The organism is Rhodococcus sp. AZ1 (assembly GCF_054979605.1).
Genome location: NZ_JBUEQF010000001.1, coordinates 13,943 through 39,672, shown reverse-complemented (window position 1 = coordinate 39,672; position 25,730 = coordinate 13,943). Strand labels below are relative to the sequence as shown.

The 25,730-nt window shown below is 67.8% G+C and carries 25 protein-coding genes; 15 read left to right on the top strand and 10 right to left on the bottom strand.

Annotation, left to right across the window (positions count from 1 at the left end):
* Nucleotides 1-46 precede the first annotated feature (46 nt).
* Nucleotides 47-1,459, top strand: a complete 1,413-nt coding sequence (ramB, locus tag ACY48E_RS00205) for an acetate metabolism transcriptional regulator RamB (protein ID WP_462870032.1) — start codon at nucleotides 47-49, stop codon at nucleotides 1,457-1,459.
* Between the two features lie 32 nt (nucleotides 1,460-1,491).
* On the opposite strand, the gene ACY48E_RS00200 is transcribed toward ramB, so the two are convergent.
* Nucleotides 1,492-2,271, bottom strand: a complete 780-nt coding sequence (locus ACY48E_RS00200; RefSeq protein WP_462870031.1) for a PIG-L family deacetylase — start codon at nucleotides 2,269-2,271, stop codon at nucleotides 1,492-1,494.
* A gap of 174 nt (nucleotides 2,272-2,445) precedes the next feature.
* Here ACY48E_RS00200 and ACY48E_RS00195 point away from each other — a divergent pair, with 174 nt between their 5' ends.
* Together ACY48E_RS00195 and ACY48E_RS00190 are read left to right on the top strand one after the other, a co-directional pair.
* Complete coding sequence (locus ACY48E_RS00195; protein ID WP_462870030.1) at nucleotides 2,446-3,330, top strand: YdcF family protein; 885 nt, start codon at nucleotides 2,446-2,448, stop codon at nucleotides 3,328-3,330.
* A gap of 14 nt (nucleotides 3,331-3,344) precedes the next feature.
* Nucleotides 3,345-3,881, top strand: coding sequence for a carboxymuconolactone decarboxylase family protein (locus ACY48E_RS00190; protein WP_462870029.1), 537 nt, complete (start codon nucleotides 3,345-3,347; stop codon nucleotides 3,879-3,881).
* On the opposite strand, the gene lpdA is transcribed toward ACY48E_RS00190, so the two are convergent.
* Nucleotides 3,882-5,321: a dihydrolipoyl dehydrogenase gene (gene lpdA / locus ACY48E_RS00185; RefSeq protein ID WP_462870027.1), complete on the bottom strand. Its 1,440-nt coding sequence runs from the start codon at nucleotides 5,319-5,321 to the stop codon at nucleotides 3,882-3,884.
* Nucleotides 5,322-5,401: 80 nt separating this feature from the next.
* On the opposite strand from lpdA, the gene ACY48E_RS00180 reads away from it, so the two are divergent.
* Entirely contained in the window at nucleotides 5,402-5,869 is a 468-nt protein-coding gene (locus ACY48E_RS00180; protein ID WP_462870026.1) for an SRPBCC family protein, read from the top strand.
* Nucleotides 5,870-5,887: 18 nt separating this feature from the next.
* On the opposite strand, the gene ACY48E_RS00175 is transcribed toward ACY48E_RS00180, so the two are convergent.
* Nucleotides 5,888-6,838 carry a dipeptidase gene (locus tag ACY48E_RS00175; RefSeq protein WP_462870480.1) on the bottom strand — a complete coding sequence of 317 codons (951 nt, stop codon included), beginning with the start codon at nucleotides 6,836-6,838 and terminating at the stop codon, nucleotides 5,888-5,890.
* A gap of 57 nt (nucleotides 6,839-6,895) precedes the next feature.
* Here ACY48E_RS00175 and ACY48E_RS00170 point away from each other — a divergent pair, with 57 nt between their 5' ends.
* Nucleotides 6,896-8,923 (top strand): prolyl oligopeptidase family serine peptidase, encoded by a 2,028-nt coding sequence (locus tag ACY48E_RS00170; protein ID WP_462870025.1) that lies wholly within the window; start codon nucleotides 6,896-6,898, stop codon nucleotides 8,921-8,923.
* Here ACY48E_RS00170 and ACY48E_RS00165 read toward each other — a convergent pair.
* On the bottom strand, nucleotides 8,874-9,749 hold the full coding sequence (locus ACY48E_RS00165; RefSeq protein ID WP_462870024.1) for an alpha/beta fold hydrolase: 876 nt from the start codon (nucleotides 9,747-9,749) through the stop codon (nucleotides 8,874-8,876). The genes ACY48E_RS00170 and ACY48E_RS00165 overlap by 50 nt on opposite strands.
* Before the next feature lie 66 nt (nucleotides 9,750-9,815).
* Here ACY48E_RS00165 and ACY48E_RS00160 point away from each other — a divergent pair, with 66 nt between their 5' ends.
* Nucleotides 9,816-10,202, top strand: a complete 387-nt coding sequence (locus ACY48E_RS00160; protein ID WP_462870023.1) for a VOC family protein — start codon at nucleotides 9,816-9,818, stop codon at nucleotides 10,200-10,202.
* 11 nt (nucleotides 10,203-10,213) lie between these two features.
* On the opposite strand, the gene ppk2 is transcribed toward ACY48E_RS00160, so the two are convergent.
* Nucleotides 10,214-11,146, bottom strand: a complete 933-nt coding sequence (gene ppk2, locus ACY48E_RS00155; RefSeq protein ID WP_462870022.1) for a polyphosphate kinase 2 — start codon at nucleotides 11,144-11,146, stop codon at nucleotides 10,214-10,216.
* A 95-nt stretch (nucleotides 11,147-11,241) separates the two neighbouring features.
* Here ppk2 and ACY48E_RS00150 point away from each other — a divergent pair, with 95 nt between their 5' ends.
* From ACY48E_RS00150 to ACY48E_RS00140, 3 genes are all read left to right on the top strand, one after another.
* Entirely contained in the window at nucleotides 11,242-11,775 is a 534-nt protein-coding gene (locus tag ACY48E_RS00150) for a hypothetical protein (RefSeq protein ID WP_462870021.1), read from the top strand.
* A 42-nt stretch (nucleotides 11,776-11,817) separates the two neighbouring features.
* Nucleotides 11,818-13,728, top strand: coding sequence for a molecular chaperone HtpG (gene htpG, locus ACY48E_RS00145; protein ID WP_462870020.1), 1,911 nt, complete (start codon nucleotides 11,818-11,820; stop codon nucleotides 13,726-13,728).
* Between the two features lie 128 nt (nucleotides 13,729-13,856).
* Nucleotides 13,857-15,587 carry a galactose oxidase-like domain-containing protein gene (locus ACY48E_RS00140; RefSeq protein WP_462870019.1) on the top strand — a complete coding sequence of 577 codons (1,731 nt, stop codon included), beginning with the start codon at nucleotides 13,857-13,859 and terminating at the stop codon, nucleotides 15,585-15,587.
* A gap of 158 nt (nucleotides 15,588-15,745) precedes the next feature.
* Here the strand turns inward: ACY48E_RS00140 and ligD are convergent, their stop codons facing one another.
* On the bottom strand, nucleotides 15,746-16,711 hold the full coding sequence (ligD, locus tag ACY48E_RS00135; protein ID WP_462870018.1) for a non-homologous end-joining DNA ligase: 966 nt from the start codon (nucleotides 16,709-16,711) through the stop codon (nucleotides 15,746-15,748).
* A 110-nt stretch (nucleotides 16,712-16,821) separates the two neighbouring features.
* Nucleotides 16,822-17,685 (bottom strand): GNAT family N-acetyltransferase, encoded by an 864-nt coding sequence (locus tag ACY48E_RS00130; protein WP_462870017.1) that lies wholly within the window; start codon nucleotides 17,683-17,685, stop codon nucleotides 16,822-16,824.
* A 100-nt stretch (nucleotides 17,686-17,785) separates the two neighbouring features.
* Between ACY48E_RS00130 and ACY48E_RS00125 the strand changes: the two genes are divergently transcribed.
* Entirely contained in the window at nucleotides 17,786-18,109 is a 324-nt protein-coding gene (locus ACY48E_RS00125) for a putative quinol monooxygenase (protein ID WP_462870016.1), read from the top strand.
* A 6-nt stretch (nucleotides 18,110-18,115) separates the two neighbouring features.
* Here ACY48E_RS00125 and ACY48E_RS00120 read toward each other — a convergent pair whose 3' ends face one another.
* Nucleotides 18,116-19,183, bottom strand: a complete 1,068-nt coding sequence (locus tag ACY48E_RS00120; RefSeq protein ID WP_462870015.1) for an NYN domain-containing protein — start codon at nucleotides 19,181-19,183, stop codon at nucleotides 18,116-18,118.
* Nucleotides 19,184-19,288: 105 nt separating this feature from the next.
* Here ACY48E_RS00120 and arsB point away from each other — a divergent pair, with 105 nt between their 5' ends.
* From arsB to ACY48E_RS00105, 3 genes are all read left to right on the top strand, one after another.
* Nucleotides 19,289-20,398 (top strand): ACR3 family arsenite efflux transporter, encoded by a 1,110-nt coding sequence (arsB, locus tag ACY48E_RS00115; RefSeq protein WP_462870014.1) that lies wholly within the window; start codon nucleotides 19,289-19,291, stop codon nucleotides 20,396-20,398.
* Nucleotides 20,391-20,801 carry an arsenate-mycothiol transferase ArsC gene (locus tag ACY48E_RS00110; protein ID WP_462870012.1) on the top strand — a complete coding sequence of 137 codons (411 nt, stop codon included), beginning with the start codon at nucleotides 20,391-20,393 and terminating at the stop codon, nucleotides 20,799-20,801. The genes arsB and ACY48E_RS00110 overlap by 8 nt, the downstream gene beginning before the upstream one ends.
* 72 nt (nucleotides 20,802-20,873) lie before the next feature.
* Nucleotides 20,874-21,752: an alpha/beta hydrolase gene (locus ACY48E_RS00105; RefSeq protein WP_462870011.1), complete on the top strand. Its 879-nt coding sequence runs from the start codon at nucleotides 20,874-20,876 to the stop codon at nucleotides 21,750-21,752.
* Between the two features lie 50 nt (nucleotides 21,753-21,802).
* Here ACY48E_RS00105 and ACY48E_RS00100 read toward each other — a convergent pair whose 3' ends face one another.
* Together ACY48E_RS00100 and ACY48E_RS00095 are read right to left on the bottom strand one after the other, a co-directional pair.
* Nucleotides 21,803-22,168, bottom strand: coding sequence for an SdpI family protein (locus ACY48E_RS00100; protein ID WP_462870010.1), 366 nt, complete (start codon nucleotides 22,166-22,168; stop codon nucleotides 21,803-21,805).
* A gap of 28 nt (nucleotides 22,169-22,196) precedes the next feature.
* Complete coding sequence (locus ACY48E_RS00095) at nucleotides 22,197-23,033, bottom strand: undecaprenyl-diphosphate phosphatase (protein WP_462870009.1); 837 nt, start codon at nucleotides 23,031-23,033, stop codon at nucleotides 22,197-22,199.
* 246 nt (nucleotides 23,034-23,279) lie between these two features.
* Between ACY48E_RS00095 and ACY48E_RS00090 the strand changes: the two genes are divergently transcribed.
* Both ACY48E_RS00090 and ACY48E_RS00085 read left to right on the top strand, forming a co-directional pair.
* Complete coding sequence (locus ACY48E_RS00090) at nucleotides 23,280-24,263, top strand: AurF N-oxygenase family protein (RefSeq protein ID WP_462870008.1); 984 nt, start codon at nucleotides 23,280-23,282, stop codon at nucleotides 24,261-24,263.
* Between the two features lie 7 nt (nucleotides 24,264-24,270).
* Nucleotides 24,271-25,716, top strand: a complete 1,446-nt coding sequence (locus ACY48E_RS00085; protein WP_462870007.1) for an FAD-dependent oxidoreductase — start codon at nucleotides 24,271-24,273, stop codon at nucleotides 25,714-25,716.
* Nucleotides 25,717-25,730: the final 14 nt, after the last annotated feature.

Sequence of the window (25,730 nt, the reverse complement as noted above, 5' to 3'; positions counted from 1 at the left end):
CAAACACGATCTTGAACCTCGCTGCGAAGGCCCCTACGCTGCGGTGATGGCCAAGACGTATGTCGGTAACCGCCTGCGCCTGCTGCGCACCGAACGCGGTCTGAGCCAGGCTCACCTGGCCCAGCAGCTGGGCATCTCGGCGAGCTACCTCAACCAGATCGAGCACGACGCGCGCCCGCTGTCGGTGGCGGTGCTGACGCGGATCACCGAGGTGTTCGGCGTGGACACCACCTTCTTCGCATCACAGGACACCACGCGGCTGGTCGCCGAGCTACGGGAGGTGGCGCTCGATCAGGACATCGGCTTCGAGGCGTCCGTGGACGAGCTCGCCGAACTCGCCGCCGACCACCCGGGCCCGGCGCGGGCGATGGTCAACATGCACCGACGGTTCCGTAACACCACCGCGCAGCTCGCCGCGGCCACCGACGAACGATTTGCCGACGGCAGCGGTAGCGGGTCGATCAGCAAACCGCACGAGGAGGTGCGCGACTACTTCTATCAGCGTCAGAACTACCTGCACGATCTCGACACCGCCGCCGAGGACCTGGCCACCAAGCTGCGCTTCCACCGCGCCGACATCTCCGGGGAGATCGCCAAGCGACTGCGCAATCTATACGACGTGCAGGTGGTGGAACGGATCGATCTGGGCGAGGGCGTGCTGCACCGATTCGATTCACGCACAAGGCTTCTCGAAATTTCGCCACGCCTGTCCGGTGGGCAGAAGGTGTTCCGGTTCGCGGCGGAACTGGCCTACTTCGAGTGCGGCGACCTCATCGATCGCATGGTCGCTGAGGGCGGCTTCACCGGCGACGAGTCCCGTGCGTTGGCCAAACTCGGACTGGCCAACTACTTCGCCGCGGCGACCGTGCTGCCGTACACCCTCTTCCACGGCATCGCCGAGGATTTCCGGTACGACGTCGAGCGCATCTCGGCGTACTACTCGGTGAGCTTCGAAACCATCTGCCATCGACTGTCCACCCTGCAACGACCGTCGCTACGCGGTGTGCCGTTCTCGTTCGTCCGGGTCGATCGTGCCGGGAACATGTCCAAGCGCCAGTCCGCCACGGGGTTCCACTTCTCCTCGAGCGGAGGCACGTGCCCGCTGTGGAACGTGTACGAGACCTTCGCCTACCCCGGTCGAATCATGACCCAGATCGCCGAGATGCCCGACGGTCGGCGCTATCTGTGGATCGCCCGCACCGTCGAGCGGCGTGCGGCGCGTTACGGCGAGCCGGGCAAGACGTTCGCCATCGGCCTCGGATGCGAGGTGCGCCACGCCACCCGCCTGGTCTACGCCGACGGGCTCGATCTCAACAACGAGCGCACCACCACGCCCATCGGAGCGGGCTGCCGGGTGTGCGAACGCTCGAACTGCCCGCAACGGGCCTTCCCGCCACTGGGGCGCGCACTCGACATCAACGAGCACCGCAGCAGCGTCTCCCCCTACGTTCTGCGCTAGGGCCGAGCTCCGCGGTAGATCTCCACCAGGCGCTAGAGCGCCAGGTGCGCCTCACGCTCGGGACCGAGCGTCGCCCCCACCCGCACGAAACACTCGCTGCCGAACGCGAAGGCCAGGTGTTCGTCGGGCATGTCGCGGAACTGACCGAAGTCGCCGACCTGCGTCGCGTGCGCCCACATCGCGGCGCGTTTGGCTGCGAGCACCGATCGCACGTCGACCTCGGTGGTGATCTCGGCCGCGGGCGTACCCATCTTGTCGATGTCGACCGTCAACTCGTCCTGCTCGGACCAGTTGGGGTTGGCCTGGATCAGCAACCGCATGCGGTCACGATCCATGGTGGACATGTACACCGACGGCGTCCCGGCGATCTCCGCCGCGCGCATGCCGACCACGTGAACCTTGATGTGATCGGGGTGGCCGTAGTTGCCGAAGGGGTCGTAGATGGTCAGGACGGTGGCGTTCTCGTCGACGAGGATCTGCGCCAACTTCTGCGCGGCTTCCTCGACGTCGACGTTGACGAAGGCGTTCGGATCGGCATTCTCGGGCGCGCCTGCCATTCCCGAATCCGGGTAGCCCAGCATCACGATGCGGTCGGCTCCGAGCACGGTCGCCGAGTTGTGCAGCTCTTCTCGGCGGCGCTCGGCCAGGGATTCGCCCTCGGCCAGGAGACCGTCGGGGTACTCCCCGAGCGCACCGTCGGTGGCCGTGACGAGCACGACGCGATGGCCGGCGTCGGCAGCGAGGCGCATGATGCCCCCGGTGCCGAACACCTCGTCGTCGGGATGGGCGTGGAAGCAGACGAGTGTGGACACGCGATTCATGGTGTCACGGACACGCAAGAGACGGTGCCACGGCAGGGTCGGAACTACAGCACTGTAATTCTTTCACTTCGGCCACACGCGTAACAATTTGCCCGAAATGGCGATACTGTGCGCAACCAGGACCGGTCGAACCGAGGCCGGACACCCTCCCGGGAAGAGAACACTGTGGTCCATTCGACGACCCGCACGCCCACCTCGATTCTCGCCGCTCTCGTGACGATCCTCGCGGTGGCTCTGACGTCCGCGGCAGCCCTGACCCCCCACGCGGTGGCCGATCCTGCCCGCGCCGACGCGGGGGCCTACAACTCCGCCGTCAACGATCTTGCGAACGGTCGGTACGGCCCCGGGCTCGCCGCTCTCGCCGGGCTCGCCGCGGCGTCACCCGACGACGCGAACGTCGCTGCGCTGCAGGCGCTCTACGCGTCCACCACCGGCGATGTCGGTACCGCGGCCGCGGCGCGCGAGCGTCTGGGCCGGTCGAACCCCGCTCTGGCCGGTGGTGTGGACCGGGCCCTGGGCGCGATCTTCCGCTCCGCCGGCGGTCCCATCGTCTACGGCTCGCTGCGCGGTCCGGGAACAGCGATCGTGATTCTCGGATTCGGCCTGCTCCCCGACGGGTCGATGCGGCCGGAGCTGATCGATCGACTCACCGCCGGCCTGACCGCGGCGCGGATCTCGTTCCTCTCGCCCGTCATCGTCACCGGTGGCAACCCCCGCAACGGCATCGCGGAGGCCGACGCGATGCGCGCCTGGCTGATCGGACAGGGCATCCCGGACTTCCGCATCCGCGTCGATCGACGGGCGTCGCAGACCACCGAGAACGCCGTCAACTCCACCGCGATGCTGGCCTCGGTCGGCGCGGTGGATGCCGTTCTGGCCACCTCCACCAACCACATTCGACGTGCCATGTCCGACTTCATCACAGCCGGGGCCACCATCGTCGGCGCGGTGGCGCTCGATCCGTGGTCCTCACCAGCGGTCCCACCGGTACCCCCGGCCGCTCTGGTCATCGACGCAGCGAAGGTCATCGGCGTCGCCCGCGCGTACTAGGTACGGTTCAGGGCGTGAGTACGCCCCGAATCCCCACCGGCACACTTCGCGACCTCGGTCCCATCAACTGGGCCATCTCCCGGGTGATCGCGCGGGCGATCCAGGTTCCCGATGCACACCTGTTCAGCACCCTGGCGCGCACGGGTGGACTGTTCCGGGCCTGGCTCTTCTACAGCGGGCATCTGATGCCGGGCGGGAAGCTGTCGCGTTTCGAGTCGGAGATGGTGATCCTGCGCGTGGCACACCTGCGTGGCGCCTACTACGAGCTCGATCACCACACTCGGCTCGGCGAGCGCGCCGGGATCGACGAGGAGCTGCGTGAGGCCATCTTCGCCGGCCCGTCGGATCCCGCGCACGACGACCGGCGCCGAGCCATTCTCACCGCCGTCGACGAGATCGTCCACACCCGCAACGTCAGCGATCAGTCGTGGGCGGCGCTGACCGATCACCTCGATGAGCGTCGGCAGGTGGAGCTGGTCCTCCTGGTCACCCAGTACGACGGACTGGCCACCACCCTCGCGACACTGCGCGTGCCGCGGGACTACACCTGATCAGAAGTTGATCATGTGGCCGGCAAGGCCGTGGATCGCTTCCTGAAGGGTCTCCGAGAGCGTCGGGTGAGTGTGGACGTTGCGCGCCAACTCGTGCACGGTCAGGTCCCACTTCTGGGCCAGCGTCAGCTCGGGCAGCAGCTCGGACACGTCGGGGCCGATCAGATGTCCGCCGAGCAGTTCACCGTGCTCGGTGTCGGCGATGAGCTTGACGAAGCCGGTGGGATCACCGAGTCCGTGGGCCTTGCCGTTGGCCATCATCGGGAAGGTGGCGACCTTGATGTCCGAACCCCGTGACTGCGCGTCGGCGCGCGCCTGCTCCTCGGTGAGCCCGAACGAGGCCACCTGCGGCTGGCAGAACGTGGCGCGCGGCATCATCCGGTAGTCGTCGATGGGCAGGGTCTCGGCGCCGCCGATGGTCTCCGCCGCCACCACACCCTGCGCCTCGGCAACGTGGGCCAGCTGCAGCTTGGCGGTGACGTCGCCGATGGCGAAGATGTGCGGGACGGAGGTGCGCATCACGTTGTCGACGGCGATCGCGCCGCGGTCGGTGAGCGCCACCCCGGTGTTCTCGAGCCCGAAACCTTCTACGCGCGGGGCGAATCCGACCGACTGCATCACCTTGTCGACGGTGACGGTCTCCACCTCACCGGAGGCGTTGTTCTTGATCGAGACGGTGACCTTGCTGCCGTCGTCGTCGATGGACTGCACCGCGGCGCCGGTCTTGATGGTCACGCCCAGCTTCTTGTACTGCTTGGCGATCTCCTTCGACACATCGGCGTCCTCGTTGGGGAGCGCGCGGTCGAGGAACTCGACGATGGTGACGTCCACGCCGTAGTTGCTCAGCACGTACCCGAACTCCATGCCGATCGCGCCGGCTCCGACGATGAGGATCGAGCCGGGCAGCTCGCGGGTGAGGATCTGCTCCTCGTAGGTCACCACGTTCGCGCTCAGGGTGGTGCCCGGCAGCAGCCGGGTGGTGCTGCCCGTCGCGATGATGGCGTTGCCGAAGGTGATCGTCTCGGTGGTGCCGGCCTTGGCGCCGTTGGCCTTGTCGGCGTTGTGGACGACCGAGACGGTGGTGGCGTCGACGAAGCTGCCGAACCCGAAGAACTGATCGATCTTGTTCTTCTTCATCAGGAAGTGGATGCCCTTGACCCGACCTTCGGCCACCGAACGGCTGCGGTCGAACGCGGCACCGAAATCGAACTTCGCCTCACCCGAGATGCCGAACAACTTCGCGTCCTTGGCGAACAGGTGAGCCAGCTCCGCGTTGCGTAGCAGCGCCTTGGACGGGATGCAGCCGACGTTCAGGCACACACCACCCCAGTACTTGTCCTCGACGATGGCTGTCCTCAGCCCCAGCTGCGCCGCTCGAATGGCGGCGACATAACCGCCGGGACCTGCTCCGAGTACGACGACGTCATAGTGTTCGCTCACGGTGTCCGAGCGTAGTCCCAGCCACCGATCGCTGTCGCGTTCCCCGGCCCGTTCCACCGGCCGTGCACTATCTTCTGCGCATGGCACCGACACCCTTCACCGTGGCCCGTCGCGTCGACGTCGCTGCAGGCCCCGCCGAGATCTACCCGCACATCGTCGACTTCAGGAAGTGGACGGCGTGGTCGCCGTACGAGGGTATGGACCCCAACCTCGCCCGCACCTACACCGGCCCGGCCTCGGGTCCGGGATCGCACTACGCATGGTCGGGCAACCGTAAGGCCGGCACCGGCACCATGGAGATCACCGAGGTGGCCGAGAACTCCTCGGTGACCATCGCGCTGACCTTCACCAAACCTTTCAAGGCTCAGAACACCTGCGTGTTCACCCTCACCCCGAACGGCGAGTCGACCACCGTGGAGTGGGCGATGTCGGGGGAGAACTCCGGGTTCGGGAAGGTGTTCGCCCTGCTGATGCCCATGGACAAGCTCGTCGGCAAGGACTTCGAGAAGGGCCTGGGTTCGCTCAAGGCCGTCGTCGAGAGCGCGTAGGCCCACGGCCTGCAAGGCCTAGCGCCACACCTGCTCGGCCACGCGACGGAAATTGCCGCCGAACACCGCGCCGATGTCGGCGTCGGCCCATCCCCGCGCGCGCAGCACCGCGGGCAGGGTCACCGCATCCTCGGGCGGCACCCACTGAAGCGGCCCGTAGCGGGTGTACTCGTCGGAGAACGCCTCGGGGTGGGCGGCGAGCTCGGCGTTGAAGTCCTCGTGGTCGAAGGAGTAGTCGGTGCCCACGCCGATGTGCTCGATGCCCACCAGCTCGGCGCCGTACTCGATGTGGTCGGCCATGGCCTGCACGCGCTCGGCGCGCTGATCGGGATGGTTGACGCCGAGGAAGATTCCCACCCCGTTGACGCCGATCACGCCGCCGGTCTCGGCGCACGCACGGGCCTGCTCGTCGGTGATGTTGCGCGGATGCCGATGTAGCGCAGCGAAGTTGGAGTGACTGTAGATCATCGGGACGGTGGTCACGGCGGCGAGATCGAGGCCGGTGCGCACCGAGCAGTGCGAGCCGTCGACGAACATGCCGACCTCGTTCATCTCGCGCACCAGCTCGCGCCCGTAGTCGGTGAGCCCGGTGTCGACGGCGTCCAGGCACCCGCACCCGGCGGCGTTGGCGTGGTTGTAGCTCGGCAGCATCGACCGGACGCCCCGGTCGTAGAAGCGCCGTACGTTGCGTAGGTCGCCACCGACGGGACCGGAATCCTCGAGGTCGAACGCCAGGGCGTAGACGTGGTCGGCGCGGGCGGCGTCGATGTCGCCTACCGTTTCGATCAGCCGAAATCTCCCGTTCTGCAGTGCTTTTCGTGAGTAGGAGTCGATCAGCTCGAGCGAATCGGCTGTGGTCTGCGGCGAGTACCCGACGTTCACCGACAGGTAGGTGCCCGCCGGGTACCGGGCGAGGTCGGCGATCACGGCGGTAGCAGTGAGGGGCAGGCAGGTGTGCTGCTCCCACATCCATGGCGGCACGGTCACCGCCCGACGATACCTGCCGAACACTGACACACTGGAGCGGTGACCAGTACTGACGACACCTATCTGTGGCTCGAGGACATCACGGGCGACGACGCCCTGGGCTGGGTGCGGGCTCGCAACGAGGCCGCTGTGAACGCGGTGGCCTCGGGCCCGGGGTTCGCGGCCCTCACCGAGTCGCTCCGGGAGATTCTCGACACCGACGCACGCATCCCCTACGTCAGCCCGCGGGCGCAGTTCCTCTACAACTTCTGGAAGGACGCCGAGCATCCGCGTGGGGTGTGGCGCCGGACGACACTCGAGTCGTACCGCGAGGACGACCCCGCGTGGGACGTGCTCATCGACGTCGACGCCCTCGCCGCGGCTGAGGGCGAGAACTGGGTGTTCACCAGTGCGCGGGTCCTGCGCCCCGGCCAGGAGCTCGCTCTGATCTCGCTCTCGCGTGGCGGTGCCGACGCCACGGTGGTTCGCGAGTTCGACCTGCGTACCCGCACGTTCCGCGCACCCGAGGACGGCGGATTCGCCGTCGCCGAGGCGAAGACGACCATCCGATGGATCGACGAGAACTCGGTGTTCGTGGGTACCGATACCGGTGAGGGATCGATGACCGATTCCGGTTATCCCCGCCTCGCCCGTCGATGGACCCGGGGCACCGCCCTGCTCGACGCGCCCGTGGTGTTCTCCGGTGAGCAGACCGACGTGTTGGCGGAGGTCACCCACGATCGCACCGAGGGCTTCGAGCGCAGCTTCACCGAGCGTGCCATCGATTTCTACAATTCCGAACGGGCGCTTCTGGACTCGGACGGCACGCTGCATCCGATCGATATTCCCACCGACGCCTCGCTCTCGGTGCATCGGCAGTGGATGCTGGTGCGCACCGTCACGGCGTGGTCGGTCGGCGGCGTCACCTACCCGCCCGGGACGCTGCTGGTCACCGACTTCGACCGGTACCTCGCAGGCGAGCGTGACCTCACGCCCGTGTTCACCCCCGACGCCCACACCGCGCTCCACCAGTTCGCCTGGACGCGTGGACACCTCGTCCTGGTGGTGCTGCGCGACGTCGCGTCGGAGGTGTTCATCGCCACCCCGACCGACGACGGGTGGCGCACGTCGCCGCTCGTGGGGCTTCCCGAGCTGACGATGGTCCAGATCCTGGCCACCGACTCCGACGTCGACGACAGCTTCTACCTCGACGCGAGCGGCTACCTCACCCCGTCGACGTTGCTTCGCGGAACCGTGGCCGGTGATCTCGAGGTGCTGCGCACCGCGCCGTCGTTCTTCGACACCGACGGCCTGGCGGTCACACAGTTCTTCGCCACGTCCGACGACGGCACGCAGATCCCCTACTTCGTGGTGCGCGATCCGGCAGCGCCGCCCGGGCCCACACTGCTCTACGGATACGGCGGGTTCGAGGTCTCGCGTACCCCCGCCTACAGCGGCGTGATGGGTCGGGCGTGGCTGGCGCGCGGCGGCACCTACGTGATGGCGAACATCCGCGGCGGTGGCGAGTACGGGCCCACCTGGCACACGCAGGCGGTCAAGGCCGGTCGGCACCTGGTCGGGGAGGATTTCGCCGCCGTGGCACGGGATCTGGTGGCCCGTGGCATCACCACCGTGGATCGACTGGGCGCTCAGGGCGGCAGCAATGGTGGGCTGCTGATGGGAGTGATGCTCACGAAGTACCCGGAGCTGTTCGGGGCGTTGGTGTGTCAGGTTCCGCTGCTGGACATGAAGCGCTACCACCTGCTGCTGGCGGGGGCGTCGTGGATGGCCGAGTACGGCAACCCCGACGACCCCGAGGAGTGGGCGATCATCGAGCAGTACTCGCCGTATCAGAACGTCGACGCCGAGCGGGACTACCCGCCGATCCTGATCACCACCTCCACCCGCGACGATCGTGTGCACCCCGGCCACGCGCGCAAGATGGCGGCGCTCCTTGCGGAGCTGGGCAAGGACGTGACGTACTACGAGAACATCGAGGGCGGGCACGGCGGTGCTGCCGACAACCGTCAGCTCGCGTTCATGAGCGCGCTGATCTACCAGTACCTGTGGACGCAACTGACTCGGTGACGAATGCGGCAACCATCGCCGCGACGCCGCGCGGGTCGGCGATCCATCCGTTGTGCCCCAACTCTTTCGGCTCGTGGTCGTAGGAGGTGGGGGCGGCGGGCATCTTCGCCAGCAGGGCCCTGGCCGATCGCTCGGGGATCACGGCGTCGCCTTCGACGGTGATGGCCAGAGCCGGGGTTCGCAGTGTGGCCAGCCGCGCTTCGTAGTCGATGTCGGCGCCCGCGGGCTCGAGCCGCCCGGTGCGCGCGAAGGACGCCCAGTCGTTCATCAGCACCTTCGATTGGCGCCCGAACCCGCCGGCCAGGGGCATGTCGCCGGGCCAGAACCCGGCGATGTTCGACGCCAGCGCCACCGCGGTTCCACTGAGGAGCATTGCCGGAGAACGTGTTCCGTACACCTTGTGATGCGGCGACCCGGAGGCCACCAGAACCAGTCCCCGCACACGGCCCTTCGCCCGCGCCGCGTAGAGCATCGCCAGGTGCCCGCCCATGCTGTGACCGAGCAGGTAGGTGGCGCTGCACTCGAACCGCTCCCTGATCACGGCGAATGCGGCGGGGAAGTCCACGCTCACGAGCTCGTGGTAGCCGTAGGTGCTCCCCCGGCCGGGCTTGGGGGTGCTCTCGCCGTGGCCGCGCAGTTCGATGGTCGCGGTGTTCAGGCCCAGTCCCACCAGCTCTGCGCCGAGGAAGTCGTAGTGCTTGGCGGGCACCCCGAGACCGGGGACGATCACCACCACCGGCGCTCCGGGATTGGATCCCCGCACGCGCACGGCGATGCGCGCTCCACCGGGTAGGTGTATCGGGATCGATTCTGCACGCCGCGCCACGACAGGCCATTTTACCTGTCGACGAGCCCTGGACAGCACCGGCCGGGGAGCCTAGCGTCTGCGCCCATGACGCCTCGCCTGGCCGTGATCGAAGTGGTGGTCTCCGACATGGACGCCACGCTCGCGTTCTACCGTCGTCTCGGTCTCGACATCCCGCCGCCGGAGAACCCCGCTCACGTGGAGGTGACGGTGGGTGGTCTGCGCCTGGCCTTCGACACCGTCGAGGTGATCCGGAGCTTCGATGCCGACTGGCAACCACCCGTCGGGAGCCATCGTGTCGCGTTGGCGTTCGACTGCGGCACGCCGAGCGAGGTCGATGCCACCTACGCCGACCTCGTCGCCGCGGGTCACCACGGCCACAGGGAGCCGTGGGATGCGTTCTGGGGCATGCGGTACGCGGTGGTCCACGATCCCGACGGCACGGCCGTCGACCTCTTCGCGAACCTGTCCTGACGGCACGGACGCTACTGGTCGCCGATCACGTCCCGCGAGCGTCCGACGATCAGGTCGTCGGTCGGTCCGATCACCTCGGCGTCCTTGTTGGTGTAGTCGAACTTGTTGAGCACGAAGCGCATCGCGTTGATCCGTGCGCGCTTCTTGTCGTTGCTCTTGACCGTGGTCCAGGGGGCGATGTCGGTGTCGGTGGCGCCGATCATCTCCTCCTTCGCGGCCGTGTAGGCGTCCCACTTGTCCAGTGAGGCCAGGTCCATGGGCGAGAGTTTCCACTGCCGAACGGGGTCCACCTGGCGAATCGCGAAGCGGGTGCGCTGCTCGAGTTGCGACACCGAGAACCAGAACTTGGTCAGTGAGATGCCGTCCTCGATGAGCATGCGCTCGAACAGCGGGGCCTGCCGCAGGAAGCGGGCGTGCTGATCCTCGCTGCAGAAGCCCATCACACGCTCGACACCTGCGCGGTTGTACCAGGAGCGGTCCAGCAGCACCATCTCTCCGGCGGCCGGCAGGTGCTCGACGTAGCGCTGGAAATACCACTCGGTGGACTCGCGCGGGGAGGGCTTCTCGAGCGCAACCACCGATGCCCCGCGCGGGTTGAGGTGCTCCATGAACCGCTTGATGGTGCCGCCCTTGCCCGCGGCGTCGCGCCCCTCGAACACGATCACGTGGCGGGCACCGGTCTCCTTGGTCCACATCTGCAACTTGAGCAGCTCGATCTGCAGCAGGCGCTTGCTCATCTCGTACTCGGCGCGGCTCATCCGCTCCTGGTACGGGTAGTCCTCGCGCCAGGTGTCGACCATCCGGCCGCCGGGGACGGTCAGCAACACGGGGTCGTCGTCGTCGGAGTCGTCGACCACGAAGTTCGAGGTGTCGGCCAGGTCGACGGCGGTACCGAGGTCCGCAACCTCACTGAGCGCAGGGAAGTAGCCGTTGTCGATGCTCACCGCGGCGACGGTAGGGGAGTTCGGTGACGTGCGGGTGAACAGACCCCGCTCCACCAACCAACCGACCGGCCCCGGGGATCGCTACTCTCGATCCAGTGACCCGAGAACGTGTGGACGGCCGGATCTCCAGTATCGGCACGGCGACCGGGACCCGGCTGGTGATCGGTCGATGGGCGCACGCGAGCGTGGTGCTGATCGAATTCGTCGACGGGCATCGCGTGCTGCTGACCTCGCGCGCCGAGGACGCGGCGCTGCTGGTGGACCCGTCGAGCGTCGCCGAGATGCGGGAGGACACGATCAGCTGCGACGACCTCGGCGATATGGTCACGGTCACCGCGGGCGATCTGGTGGTCACCTTCACCCACGGGATGTCGACGGCCGTCGGACGCCTGCTGGGTCTGATCCCGTCGACCGTTCCGGCGTGGCTCACCAGCACGCTCTCGCGCATCGCGCTCGGTGTCGGCGCGTCCGCCCATCGGGTGGTCGGGCACCGTCCCATCACCAGCGCGGTGGCCACGTGGAAGGGTGACGAGCTCGGCGAACTGGCGGACCTCACGCCGCCGGTGGCCTTCGCGCTCGGCTTCACCCCCACCTCGCCGTCGACACTGACCGTCGTGACCGCCACGTAAAATGCGCTCGAGAACCCACTCGATCGCAGGAGGAAGGCACCGATGACCGCGCACGTCGAAGAGCTGCAGTTCCAGGCCGAGACCCGTCAGCTGCTGGATCTGATGATCCACTCGGTCTACTCCAACAAGGATTCGTTTCTTCGCGAGCTCGTCTCCAACGCGTCCGACGCACTGGACAAGTTGCGCCTCGAGGCCTACCGGAACAAGGACCTCGAGGTCGACACCTCGGATCTGCACATCGACATCGACATCGACGCCGATGCCCGCACGCTGACCATCCGCGACAACGGGATCGGCATGTCGCGCGCGGAGGTGATCGAGCTCATCGGCACCCTCGCCAAGTCCGGTACCGCCGAGGTGCGCGCCAAGCTCGCCGAGGCCGCGGCGCAGAAGGACGCCGCCGGGTCCGAGGATCTGATCGGTCAGTTCGGCATCGGCTTCTACTCCACGTTCATGGTCGCGGACACCGTCACACTGCTGACCCGGCGCGCCGGGGAGTCGACGGCCACGAGGTGGGAGTCCGCCGGGGCCGGCACGTACACCATCGCCGAGGTCGACGACGCCCCCACGGGCACAGCGGTGACCCTGCACCTCAAGCCCGCCGACGAGGACGACCACCTGCACGACTACACCTCCGAGTGGAAGATCAAGGAGCTGGTCAAGAAGTACTCCGACTTCATCTCCTGGCCCATCCGGATGAAGTCCGAGACCGAGGTGGACGGCGAGAAGACCGTCACCGACGAGACCATCAACTCCCAGAAGGCGCTGTGGACGCGCTCGCGGGACGAGGTCGGCGACGACGAGTACCAGGAGTTCTACCGGCACGTCGCGCACGCGTGGGACACCCCGCTCGAGATCATCGCGATGAAGGCGGAGGGCACCTTCGAATTCCAAGCGCTGCTGTTCATTCCGTCGCAGGCGCCGTTCGACCTCTTCATGCGCGAGAGCAAGGTGGGTGTGCAGCTCTACGTCAAGCGCGTGTTCATCATGGACGACTGCGACGACCTGATCCCCGAATACCTGCGCTTCGTCAAGGGTGTGGTGGACGCGCAGGACCTCTCGCTGAACGTCTCACGCGAAATTCTGCAGCAGGACAGGCAGATTCGCGCGATCCGGCGACGCCTGACCAAGAAGGTCCTCGGGGTGATCAAGGACTTCGACGCCGAGAAGTACGACACCTTCTGGGGCCAGTTCGGCAAGGCTCTCAAGGAAGGTCTGCTCTCGGACACCGACAACCGGGACACCATCCTCGAGATCTCGTCGTTCGCTTCGACCCACAGTGAGAACGAGCTCACCCGGCTCGCCGGCTACGTCGAGCGGATGAAGGACGGGCAGGACTCGATCTACTACATGACCGGCGAGACCCGGCAGCAGATCGAGAATTCCCCGCACATGGAAGCGTTCCGCGACAAGGGGATCGAGGTGCTGCTGCTCACCGATCCGGTCGACGAGGTGTGGGTGGGCGCGATCGGCGAGTTCGACGGCAAGCCGCTGCGCTCGATCGCCAAGGGTGCCGTGGATCTCGAGAGCGAGGACGAGAAGAAGGCCACCGAGGCCGGGCGTGAGGCACAGGAGAAGGAGTTCGAGTCGCTGCTGACCTTCCTGAAGGATGCGCTCGAGGCGGACGTCAAGGAAGTTCGGTTGTCCGCGCGGCTGACCACCTCCCCCGCGTGCATCGTGGGCGACGAGTTCTCCATCACCCCCACGCTCGAGAAGATGTACCGGGCCTCCGGCCAGGAGGTGCCGCACGTCAAGCGGATCCTCGAGCTCAACCCCACGCACCCGCTGGTGACCGGCCTCAAGGCCGCGCACGAGGCGGACTCCGCGAACGCCGATCTCACCGACACCGCGCAACTGCTGTACGGCATGGCTCTGCTCGCAGAGGGCGGCGAACTCCCGGACCCGGCCACGTTCACCCGTCTGTTGGCGGACCGGTTGACTCGCTCCATCTGATCGCACCCGGGCGTACGAGGTCGTTCGATGAACTGAATCAGACCGCCCATTACATTCCTCGGTAACATGCACGACGACGGTTTCTATAGCCTGTTGGAAACCCTGAGTCATCGTATGGAGACCGTGTCGTGCAGTATCCCGAGGAAAAGGCCCGCCCGCTGGGCCGACGTGCGTTCCTCGGCGCTGCCGCGATCACGGTGGCCGGGGCCGCCGTCGGCACCCAGTGGGCCATGGCCACCAGCCCGACGTCGGCGCTGCCGGGACCGCGGCCCGGTGTGCGTCGGCTCGGCGACGGCAACACCACGATCACCCTCACCCAGCCCTTCGACCCCGGCGCCGGGGTGCTGACCCCCGCTCCCGACGCCGTGGAGAACGGCATGTTCGGGCCACTGCTGGACTGGCCGGTGGTCCCGCTGTCGGCCACGCTGCAGACCGATGGGCGGCTGTTGACCTTCGGCACCCCGGTCGGCGTCGCAGCACAGAACGGCATCACCTTCGACATCTGGGATCCGGCCAGCGGTGACTCGGCCGCCTCGCACACTCAGACGGCCTGCCTGCACGGGTACGACAGCTTCTGCAACGGCATCCAGTCGATGGCCGACGGGCGGTACTCGATGGTGGGAGGGCGCACGCAGGAGTCGGCGATCGTCTACGACCCCAGCACGGGCAACCAGATCGCCGCACCGGGCCTGGCGCAGCCGCGCTGGTACCCGTCGGTGCTGCGGCTGCACGACGATCGCATTCTCGTCATGGGTGGCACGATCAGCGACAACGTCAGCGCTTACTGGACGCCCTGGGACAACTCGCTCGTCGGCATCACCCCGGAGATCGGCACCGGCGACGGGCCCTGGTCGCCGCTGACCGGTGCCACCAGCACCCTCGCCTTCGGCGCCGCGTTCAACCGCTGGTGGTACCCGCGTACCTTCCTCGACCTCGACGGCACCGTGGTCGGCGTCTCGGGACGGCAGCTGTGGCGCCTCGACGCCCGCGGCGACGGCTCGGTGGTCGATCTCGGCGAGGTCCCCGGCAACATCGGCGTCTCCGGCACAGCCGTGATGTACCGCCCCGGGCGTCTGATGCTCGCGGGCGGCGGTCAGATGATGAACAGCGACTTCGCGCCCGCGAACAACGCCGTCACCATCGTCGACATCACCTCCGGACAGCCGCGGGCGCGCTCGACCAATCCGATGTTCCACCCGCGGAACTGGCACAACAGCACGATCATGGCCGACGGGCAGGTGCTCGTCACCGGCGGAACGGCCGTCGGGGTGAACGGCGACTCGGCGGTGCGCACCGCGGAGATCTGGAACCCCGACACCGAGCAGTTCCGTCCCGTCGCCTCGGCCACCCGCATCCGCACCTACCACTCCACGGCGCTGCTGCTTCCGAGCGGTGCGGTGTTCACCGGCGGCGGCGGGGTGCCCGGCCCGGAGACCAACTTCAACGCCGAGATCTACTACCCGCCGTACTTCTTCATGCGCGACGGCGCCGGACGGGTGCAGTGGGCGCCGCGCGCCTCCATCATCTCGATCTCGGGTGCGCTCGAGTGGGGCAACACCATCACCCTGCGGGTTTCCGGCCCGCGGCCCATCGTCTCCGGCGCTCTGATCACCTCACCCAACGTCACCCACTCGCACGGCACGGACCAGCGGATGGTTCCGCTGAACCTGACCATCGACGGCAGCACCGTCCGCTTCGCTCTCCCCGAGATCGCCCTCGCCCCACCCGGCAGCTACCTGCTCACCCTGGTCGACGCCGCCGGTATCCCCGCGCCCGCCCAACTGATCACCCTGGGCAACGGCGGGCCGGGCTCGGTCACCATCTACGGCGTCACACCTCCCCCCGGCTCGCACCACTGACAACCGCGGCCTCCCGCCCTGGTGCGCTGTCCGCGCACAGTTCAGCACTGCGCGCACCCGTCAGCACTGCGCGCACCTGTCAGCACTGCGCGCACGCTCCAACGTGCGCGGGGACACGCAGGGTGCGCGGATAGCCCGTCACACGCCGCGGCCAGCGCTCACCGGGGCTCGTCGGGGACCGTCAGTCCGGCTCGCTCGTCCCGCTCGGCCCACTCGATCAGCGGGGCGGGGTCGAAGACCGCGTCGTCGATACCCGCGTGCAGGTTCCCCAGTTCGGCATAGCGAGCGGGGACGGTGGTGATGGTCAGCTCCTGCGGGTCGACGTCGGCTATCTCGTCCCAGCGGATGGGCGTGGACACCGTGGCCCGCGGGGTGCCCCGCACCGAATAGGCGCTGGCGATGGTGTGATCGCGCGCGTTCTGGTTGTAGTCCACGAACACCGAGGTGGGGTCGCGGTCCTTGCGCCACCACGTGGTGGTCACCTCGTCGGGTGCGCGGCGCTCGACCTCACGCGCGAAAGCCAGTGCCGCCCTACGGAGATCACCGAACTCGAGCTCGGGTCGGATGCGCACGTAGATGTGCAGGCCGTGCCCACCGGAGGTCTTGGGCCAGCCCACCGCACCCAGATCGGCGAGCACCTCCTGCGCCACCGCGGCAACTCGTCGAACGCGGTCGAAGGGGCAGTCGGGCATGGGGTCGAGGTCGATACGCCACTCGTCGGGGCGCTCGACGTCGGCGCGGCGGGAGTTCCAGGGGTGGAACTCCACCGTCGACATCTGCACCGCCCAGATCACGTGTGCCAGTTCGGTGACACACAGTTCGTCGGCCGTGCGGTTGTAGCGGGGGAAGTGCACCTGCACGGTGTCCATCCACTCGGGCGCACCGCGCGGTAGGCGCTTCTGGTGCACCTTCTCGCCGGCCAGCCCGTCGGGATAGCGGTGCAACATGCACGGGCGCTCCCGCAGTGCCTGCACTATCCCATCGCCCACCGACAGGTAGTAGTTCACCAGGTCGCGCTTGGTCGCCCCGATCTCGGGGAAGTACACCCGGTCGGGGTTGGACACGCGCACGGCGCGCTCGCCCACCTGCACCTCGATTGCCGGTGAACTCGCCCGTGCGGCCATGGTTCGACCCTAGCGGCGCCCCGGCCCCCGCGCGCCCTCCCGTGCACCCCCAATTGCTGTGCGCACCTGCACTCGCCCGCGCGTGGAGCAATTCTGGGTGCGTGGGGTGCTCAGACTCGCCGCACGTCCACGGTTTCGGCCACAGCCACGAACCCCAACCGCTCGTACAGCCCGGTCGACGTCGCGTTGTCGGTGTCGGCGAACAGCAGCAGCCGAAGGCCGTCGCCGAGGATACGACGCGACACCTGCGCCACCGCGGAGCCCGCGTACCCCCGTCCACGCGCCGCCGAAGGGGTGTACACCGGGCCGATCCGGGCTACCCCACTCGACGCACAACTGCGCCCCACCAGGCACACCGGGCCGCCGTCGTCCCAGATAGACAGGTTGCCCGCGTCGATTCGACGGGTCAGCGCACCGGCACTGGGTGGCCCGTAGGCCTCGGGGCGCGGGTCTCGTCCTGCCTGCAGGTCGGCCTCCGGCCAGAACTGGGCCAGCCAGTCGGTGACCAGGGCGAGATCGGTGTGGGTCGCGGGCCGAAGTGTCCCCGGTGCGGCGGGCGGATCGATCAGCTCGGTCAGCTCGTAGAGCCGCTCGACAACGTCGATCACCACGCGATCACCCGCCCGATCGGCGAACACCTGCAGGAACGCCTGCGTCGAGGTTCGGAATCCGCGAGCCTCGACGACATCCTCACCGAGTTCCATCACCGCCCCGGCCAGGGCCTCCGCCGCCACTTCGGGCATCGGCGAGAGGTACGGCGGGCGGGCGGCGCTGACGGCGGTGCGCATCGCGGCACCCACCACCTCGCGGCCATCGTCAACCCACGCCCACCAATCCTGTTGATTCGCTGAGCTTCCCGCCAACGCCCCCTCGAGATTGGAACCCAGGACGGTGGTCAGGACCGGCTCGGCGGCCAGGAACTCCCCGGCGTGCGCGGCGAACTCCGCAGGGTCCTTCGTCACGGTCACGTTCATAGCCCGACGGTAGGGGCGACGATGCCCCGACGCCAACGATTTACCGCGGGCTCGTACCCTGGGTCTCAGGCCGAGAACACCCCCGGAACGAGGAGCACCGTTGATCTTCATCACCGCAAAGTTCGCGATCAAGCCCGAACACGCCGACAACTGGCCCGAGATCTCGCGGGAGTTCACCGAGGCATGCCAGGCCGAAGAGGGCTGCCTGTGGTACTTCTGGTCGCGTTCGGTGGACGACCCGAACCAATACGTGCTCGTCGAGGGCTTCCGAGATCCGGAAGCCGGTGCGGTGCACGTCAATTCGGATCACTTCAAGAAGGCGCAGAAGGACCTTCCGCCCTATCTCCAGGCCACTCCGAAGATCATCAGCGAGAACATCGACGCTTCCGACTGGTCCGACCTGGGTGAGTTCACCGTCAAGTAGTCCCGCTCACTCCGCGGACGAGTACCGGTTCCAGAACGTCGCCCGCAAGCGGTAGCGGATTGCCTCGTCGAGATCATCGATTCCCAGCGCGACGGACGCGTCGCGGAGGAGGGCACGGTCGATGTCCGGTGGGATCGACGGGCGCGAACGCTCGAGGTCGGCAATCTCGTCCGCGCCGGCACTGCTGCGCACCGACCGCAGAACCTGCATCACCACGTCGTCGATCGTGGCGTCGTGCTCTGCGTTTCGCTCGTAGGTGGGCGCGATCCACGCCTTCTGTCCCGTCGAGGAACTGTAGGCGGGAACCGCGGTCGGCGCGGGGCGCGGCGCCGGGGGTGGGATCGGCGTCGGTTGCGGCACGGTTGCGGGGCGGGCGGCCAGATCGCGCGGGGTGGGCCGGGACGCTCCGGCCGGTCGCTCAGCCGACGCCGGGGCCGCGGTCGACGTCTCGGCAGCGGTCGACGTCTCTGAAGCAGTCGACATCTCTGAAGCAGTCGACGGCTCCGCGGCGACCGGCGGCGCGGGCCGTTCGACGCGGGTGACCGCGGCGTCGATGGCCGACGGGTCGACGATGATCATCTCGTCGGCGGCGCGCACGAGGTGGTGGCTCACTCCGTGCGGCTCACCGTCGGCGTTCGGCACCGCCAGCACGATCACCTGCACTCCGTGCACCTGCGCTTCTTCGACGGCTTCGGTGAGGTCGTCGTCGCCGGAGACCAGGTAGAACACATCGGAGGCGTTGTTGCGGGCATGGGTCACCAGGTCGAGCCCGATGCGCAGGTCCACGCCCTTCTGCTCGCCGTTGACGCCGAATCGGCCCAGACGCAACTTCACCTTGGGCAGCTCGCCGATGCCCTCCTGGCGACTGTCGGGGATCCCGTTACGAGCGGAGTCGTACCAGTGCGCTCGCAGTACCGGCAGACCCGATCCGTCCCCTGCCACGCCGATCAGTGACGTGATGAGCGCGGGGAAGTCCACGTAGATTCCGCTGCGCAGCGACGTCCCCGTCACCCTCGTGGCAGCGGAGGCGAGGAGGTATCCGGCGTCGATGTAGAGCGAGCAGGTCGAGCGCATACCCCCACTGTGTCAGGTGCGGCGCACGATGAGGATGTTCGCGGCGGAATCGATTGCGTTCCCACGGTTTGACCAGGCCCACCACACCCGACTACTCATGGACTCATGCCTGATCGAGCCGCCGACCGCCGGGGTGGCACCACCCGTGACACAGCAGTGGTGGGCAAGCTGTCCACGCTCGACCGATTCCTGCCGGTCTGGATCGGCGTCGCGATGGTCGGCGGGCTGGCTCTCGGGCGACTGGTCCCCGGCCTGAACGATGCGTTGTCCGCCATCTCCGTCGACGGGGTGTCGCTGCCCATCGCCGTCGGTCTGCTGATCATGATGTACCCGGTGCTGGCGAAGGTGCGCTACGACCGGCTCGACAGCGTCACCGGCGACACCCGCCTGTTGGTGGCGTCGCTGATGCTGAACTGGGTGCTCGGGCCGGCTCTGATGTTCGCCCTCGCGTGGTTGATGCTGCCCGACCTACCCGAGTACCGCACCGGTCTGATCATCGTGGGCCTCGCAAGATGCATTGCGATGGTGATCATTTGGAATGACCTGGCGTGTGGTGATCGCGAAGCGGCTGCGGTGCTCGTGGCGATCAACTCGGTGTTCCAGGTGATCATGTTCGCCGTGCTCGGGTGGTTCTACCTCTCCGTGCTCCCCGGCTGGTTGGGGCTCGAGCAGACCACCATCGAGGCGTCGCCGTGGCAGATCGCGAAGTCGGTGCTGATTTTCCTCGGAATTCCTCTGGTGGCCGGTTTCCTCTCCCGCCGCGTCGGCGAGCGCGCCAATGGACGCCAGTGGTACGAGGAGCGCTTCCTCCCTCGGATCGGTCCGTGGGCGCTGTACGGGCTGCTGTTCACCATCGTCATTCTCTTTGCGCTGCAGGGCGATCAGATCGTTTCCGCACCCTTCGACGTGGTGCGGATCGCGCTGCCACTGCTGGTGTACTTCGCCGTGATGTGGGGTGGCGGCTACGCCCTGGGTGCGGCGTTGGGCATGGGCTACGAGCGCACCACCACACTGGCCTTCACCGCGGCGGGCAACAACTTCGAGCTCGCGATCGCCGTCGCCATCGCCACCTACGGCGCGGCGTCGGGTCAGGCGCTGGCCGGGGTGGTCGGGCCGCTGATCGAGGTGCCGGTACTGGTGGGGTTGGTGTACGTCTCGCTGGCCCTGCGCCGCCGCTTCTCCACCCCGCAGACCGAGGAGACCACCGATGCCTGACATCCCATCCGTGCTGTTCGTGTGCGTGAAGAACGGCGGCAAGTCACAGATGGCGGCGGGCCTGATGCGCGCGGCCGCCGGCGATGCCGTCGAGGTGCACTCCGCCGGCACCAAGCCCGGATCCGCGGTGAACGCGCTCTCCGCCGAGGTCCTGCTCGAGGTGGGCGTCGACATCACCGCCGAGCGCCCCAAGCCCATCGACCCGGAGCTGCTCGCGCGCGTGGACTACGTGGTGACCCTCGGCCGCGAAGCCGAGGTCCCGGTGGTCGACGGCCCGCAATATCTCGACTGGGACACCGACGAGCCCTCCGAGCGAGGGATCGACGGTATCGAGCGAATGCGTCTGGTGCGCGACGACATTGCCGCGCGAGTGCGTGAGTTGGCAGGGCTGCTGACCCGCTGAGTCGAGCTCACGACGCCACCGAGGGACAAGTCCAGGGCGCTGCGCTGACTCCCCGTCCAGTACCATCGCCGGATGATCAGCCGGCGGTCGTTCCTTCTGACGGGCGCGGCCGCCGGCGTATCCGCGGTCGGCGTCGGATTCTGGGGGGTCCAGGAGCGTGTGCTGCCTGGACGCGAGCGCATCAACCACATCCTGGGTCTCGACGGCCCAGCCGGCGTGCCCCCTGACGTGACACCGGGTTTCACCGCGAGCGGCACGTTCGATTCCACTGCCGTGCGGGGCCCTGTCGGCTGGCGCATCGCCTACCCGGGTCCCACCGCCGAACCGCTGTCGGTCGTCGTTGCGCTGCATGGCCTCAACGCCGATCACAGCTGGGCCTTCTCCGCCCTCGCGGTCGACCGCTACCTCACGGCGCACGTCATGGGCGGCGGTAGGCCGTTCGCGGTGGCGAGCGTCGACGGCGGAAGCTCGTCGTACTGGCATCGCCGCTCAGACGGAACCGATCATGGGGCCATGGTGATCGACGAGTTCCTTCCCTTGCTCACCGCGCAGGGGTTGTCGACGTCGCGCGTTGGTTTGCTCGGCTGGTCGATGGGCGGCTACGGCGCTCTCCACGTGGCGACCCGACTGGGCCACGATCGCGTGTTCGGCTGCGTCGCATCCTCTCCGGCGATCTGGCCGTCATTCGACGATGTGGTTCCCAACTCTTTCGACGATCGCGCCCAGTTCGATCGCGACGGCATCTTCACGAACCTCGACGGGCTGAGTGGCGTGCGCCTGCGCGTCGACTGCGGAAACGACGACGCCTTCTTCGACAACGTCACCGAGCTGCGTCGCCGGCTGAATCCCGAACCTGCAGGAGGCTTCTCACCCGGTGGCCACAACGAGGCGTACTGGACCCGCATGATCCCCGATCAGCTGCAGTTCCTCGGTGACACCCTGCACGGGTGATCAGTGGCCGCCGGCGGCCATGGCGTTCGGGGCGCCCCTCGAGGCGATCGTCACGCCCTATTCGCAGCCTTCGACGCCTTGACCGCGCCGTAGAGGACAGCCACCAGCATGGCGCCCACGGTGACGAGCGTCGCCGCGGCCCCGAAGCCGGGAGGGAGATCGAGGACGGCCCCGATCCCGATCACCACTCCCCCGATCAAGAGCGCCACCGCGCCCATGAGCAGCTGCGGCTGTGCCGCGCGGTGGCCGGCTTTCCACGCGGCATCGCTGCGCATGGTCGCGGGGGTGCGAATGCCGGCGAACCGGTTGCGCTCGAAGGTGCCCTCGGCGATCTTGCGAACCATCACCAGGAACGCCAGACCGAGTACGACGAATATCCCGGCAGGCAGGATCATGGCCCACCTGTCACTGTCCATGCAGTTCACGCTACGCCGGGGCGGTCGATCAGGTGGCTGCGAGCGTTCCCGTGGAGAGCAGCACGATCAGCACCAGGCCGAGCGCCACGCGGTAGGCCACGAAGTAGGTGATCGGGTGCCCGGCAACGAACTTCAGCAGCCAGGCGATGGTGGCGTAGGCGACGACCAAGCTCACCACCGTGCCCACCGCCGTCGCCGCCCAGCCCACGCCGTTCGAGATGTCGGTCGCGGTGGTCGCCGCTTCGTATCCACCTGCGGCGACCAGGGCCGGGATGGCGAGGAAGAACGCGAGCCGGGTTGCCGCGACACGGTTGAGCCCCATGAACAGGCCTCCGCTGATGGTGGCACCGGATCGGGACACACCGGGAATGAGCGCCACGCACTGCAGCACCCCGACCACCACCGCGTCCTTCATGGTGACCTGCTCGTCGCTACGTTGCTGTGTGGCAACACGTTCGGCGAGATACATCACCGCGCTCCACCCGATGAGGGCGAATGCGACAACCCAGAGACTGCGCAGCGATCCGGACACCACGTCCTTGGCCAGGAAACCCACGATTCCGATGGGAATCGATCCCACGATGACCACCCAGGCCAGGCGGTACTCGGGATCGGTGCGCGCGTCGGCCGAGCGCAGACCCGCGAACCAGGCGGTGATCAGCTTCACGATGTCGCGCCAGAAGTACACGATGACGGCGATGATGGCGCCCACCTGGATGATCGCGGTGAATGCGGTGAGGGACTTGTCCTCGAGGTCGAGCCCCAGAACCTTCTCGGCGATCGTCAGGTGTCCGGTGCTCGAGACGGGCAGGAACTCGGTGAGTCCCTCCACCACGCCGAGGCCGGCTGCTTCGAGAATGTTCATCGCGCGGCGTCCTCCCCATCGAGCCGGGCCTGCCCCGCACTCGTCGCAGCATCACACCACAGCCGCGCTGAGTATTCGCTGAGAGGCGGGCACACCTCGACCCGACGGGTGGGCGGCGCTCTCCGACCAGCGACTCTGGTCGAGGTTCCGACCACACCATTGCGTGCGACGACGAGTTGCAGTAACTTTGCCTGCAACACGCTGTCTCACCAATCGGGGCGACACGAACACGGAGGCCGATCTGCCATGACTGCACTCGCCGACACCACCAACACAACCGACGCCGACTACCTCCACACGCTGAAGGTGCTGTCGCAGGCATCGGTCGACAAGCACTTCGACGCGTTCATCGACGTGCCGTGGGACGACCCCGAGTACGCCATCGTCCCCGACGACCCGCGGTGGGTTCTGCCGGAGGTGGACCCGCTCGGCGCCACCGACTGGTACCGGTCGCTTCCGCTCGAGCGTCGGATCGAGGTGGGGATGTATCGGCAGGCGAACATTCTGAAGGTGGGCCTGCAGTTCGAGCAGGTGCTGATCGCGGGAATCATGAACTTCGCGTTCCGGCTGCCCAACGGCTCGCCGGAGTTCCGGTACTCCACGCACGAGGCCACCGAGGAATGCCATCACACGCAGATGTTCCAGGAACTGGTCAACCGCATCGGCATCGAGGTGCCCGGCGCCCCGCGGTGGTTCCGCAAGGTCAGCGCGCTGCTGCCGATGGTGGCCGGCCCGATGCCGTTCGGCTTCTTCATCGGCGTCCTCGCCGGCGAGGAACCCATCGACCACACGCAGAAGGCGATCCTGCGCACCGGTGCACACCTGCACCCCCTCGTGGCCCGGGTGATGCAGATCCACGTTGCCGAGGAGGCTCGCCACATCGGTTTCGCCCACCAGTACCTCGAGCACCGGGCGCCGAAACTGACACGACGCCAACGATTCCTGATCTCGCTGGCGACACCGCTGGTGATGCGTGTGCTGTGCGATGTCATCATGAAGCCCAGCCGCCAGGTCAGGCGAGATCTCGGCCTGCCGCGCAGCGTGGCCCGGCAGGTGTGGTGGCGTAGCGACACCTCACGAAAGACGTTGCGCGACATGTTCGGTGATGTCCGCGCTCTGTGCGACGACCTGGGGTTGATGAATCGCGGTTCGCGCATCATCTGGCGCGCCACCCGCATCGACGGCCGCTCGTCCCGCTTCCGCAGCCAGCCCGCCTCCGCGGCCGCCTGAGCTCGCAGTGCCCCACGTTGTCACGCAGTCGTGCTGCGCGGACGCCTCGTGCGTCGTGGCGTGCCCGGTCAACTGCATCCACCCGGCGCCCGGTGAGCCGGGTTTCGGCACCACCGAGATGCTGTTCGTCGACCCGGCGGCGTGCGTGGGGTGTGGTGCATGCGTCACCGCGTGCCCGGTGGGTGCGATCGTGCCGGACACCCGGCTGACCGCCGACCAACTGCCCTTCCGCGAGCTCAACGCCGAGTACTACCGGCACAATCCACATTCCGACCGAACGCCGCTGGCACTGGTCCCCGCGCAGCGGCGGCTGAGATCGCCCGGCCCGTTCCGCATCGCCGTCGTGGGCGCGGGGCCGGCGGGGCTCTATACCGCGGACGAGCTGCTCACGCACCCCGAGATCGTGGGGGTCGATGTCTACGACGCCCTCACCACACCGCACGGGTTGCTGCGCTTCGGTGTGGCACCTGATCACACCAGCACGAAGCTGGCGAGCACCCTCTTCGAGAAGATCGAGCGGCAACCCGGCTTCCGCTACGTTCTCGGCACTCGCCTGGGCACCGATGTCACTGTGGCGCAGTTACGTTCAACGTACGACGCGGTGGTGGTCGCGGTCGGCGCGTCGTCGGACAAGCCTCTCGGGATCGCCGGCGAGGAGTTGGACGGCTCGTATGCCGCGACGGACGTGGTGGGCTGGTACAACGGGCACCCCGACAACGCCGACACCGACGTCCGCCTCGACCACGAGCGCGCCGTGGTGATCGGCAACGGCAACGTCGCTCTCGACATCGCCCGCATGCTCACGCTCGATACCGGTCGGCTCGCCCCGTCGTCCGACCTCGCGCCCGCGGCGCGGCGACGGCTCGAGGCCTCGGCGGTGCGGGAGGTACGGATCGTCGGTCGCCGGGGACCAGCACAGGCGGCGTTCACCGTGCCGGAACTGATGGGACTGGCTGCGCTCGACGGCATCGACATCGTGATCGACGCCGACCCCGCCCTGCTGACGGGCACCGATCAGCGCAGCCGGCTGCTCGCCGATCTCGCGCAGCGACCAGTACGCGGTGCACCTCGGCGCATCGTGCTGACGTTCGGGGCCTCGCCGGTGGAGATCCTCGGCGCGGACGGCCGGGTCACCGGAATCCGGTTGGTGCGCAACAGCATCACCACCAACGGTGACGCCGTGATCGCCGAACCCACCGCGCAGACGTGGTCGGTCGACGCCGGTCTGGTGGTGCGGGCGGTGGGCTTTCGTGGCCTGCCGGTACCGGGGCTGCCATTCGACGCCGACACCGCGACGGTGCCGAACGATCACGGCATGGTCGAGCCCGGCCTGTACGTCGCGGGGTGGATCAAGCGGGGCCCTCGTGGGTTCATCGGTACCAACAAGACGTGTGCGCAGGACACTGTCACCTCGATCCTCGACCACCTGGACGGTGTGCGCACGGGTTCGTGATGCGATCATGGTTC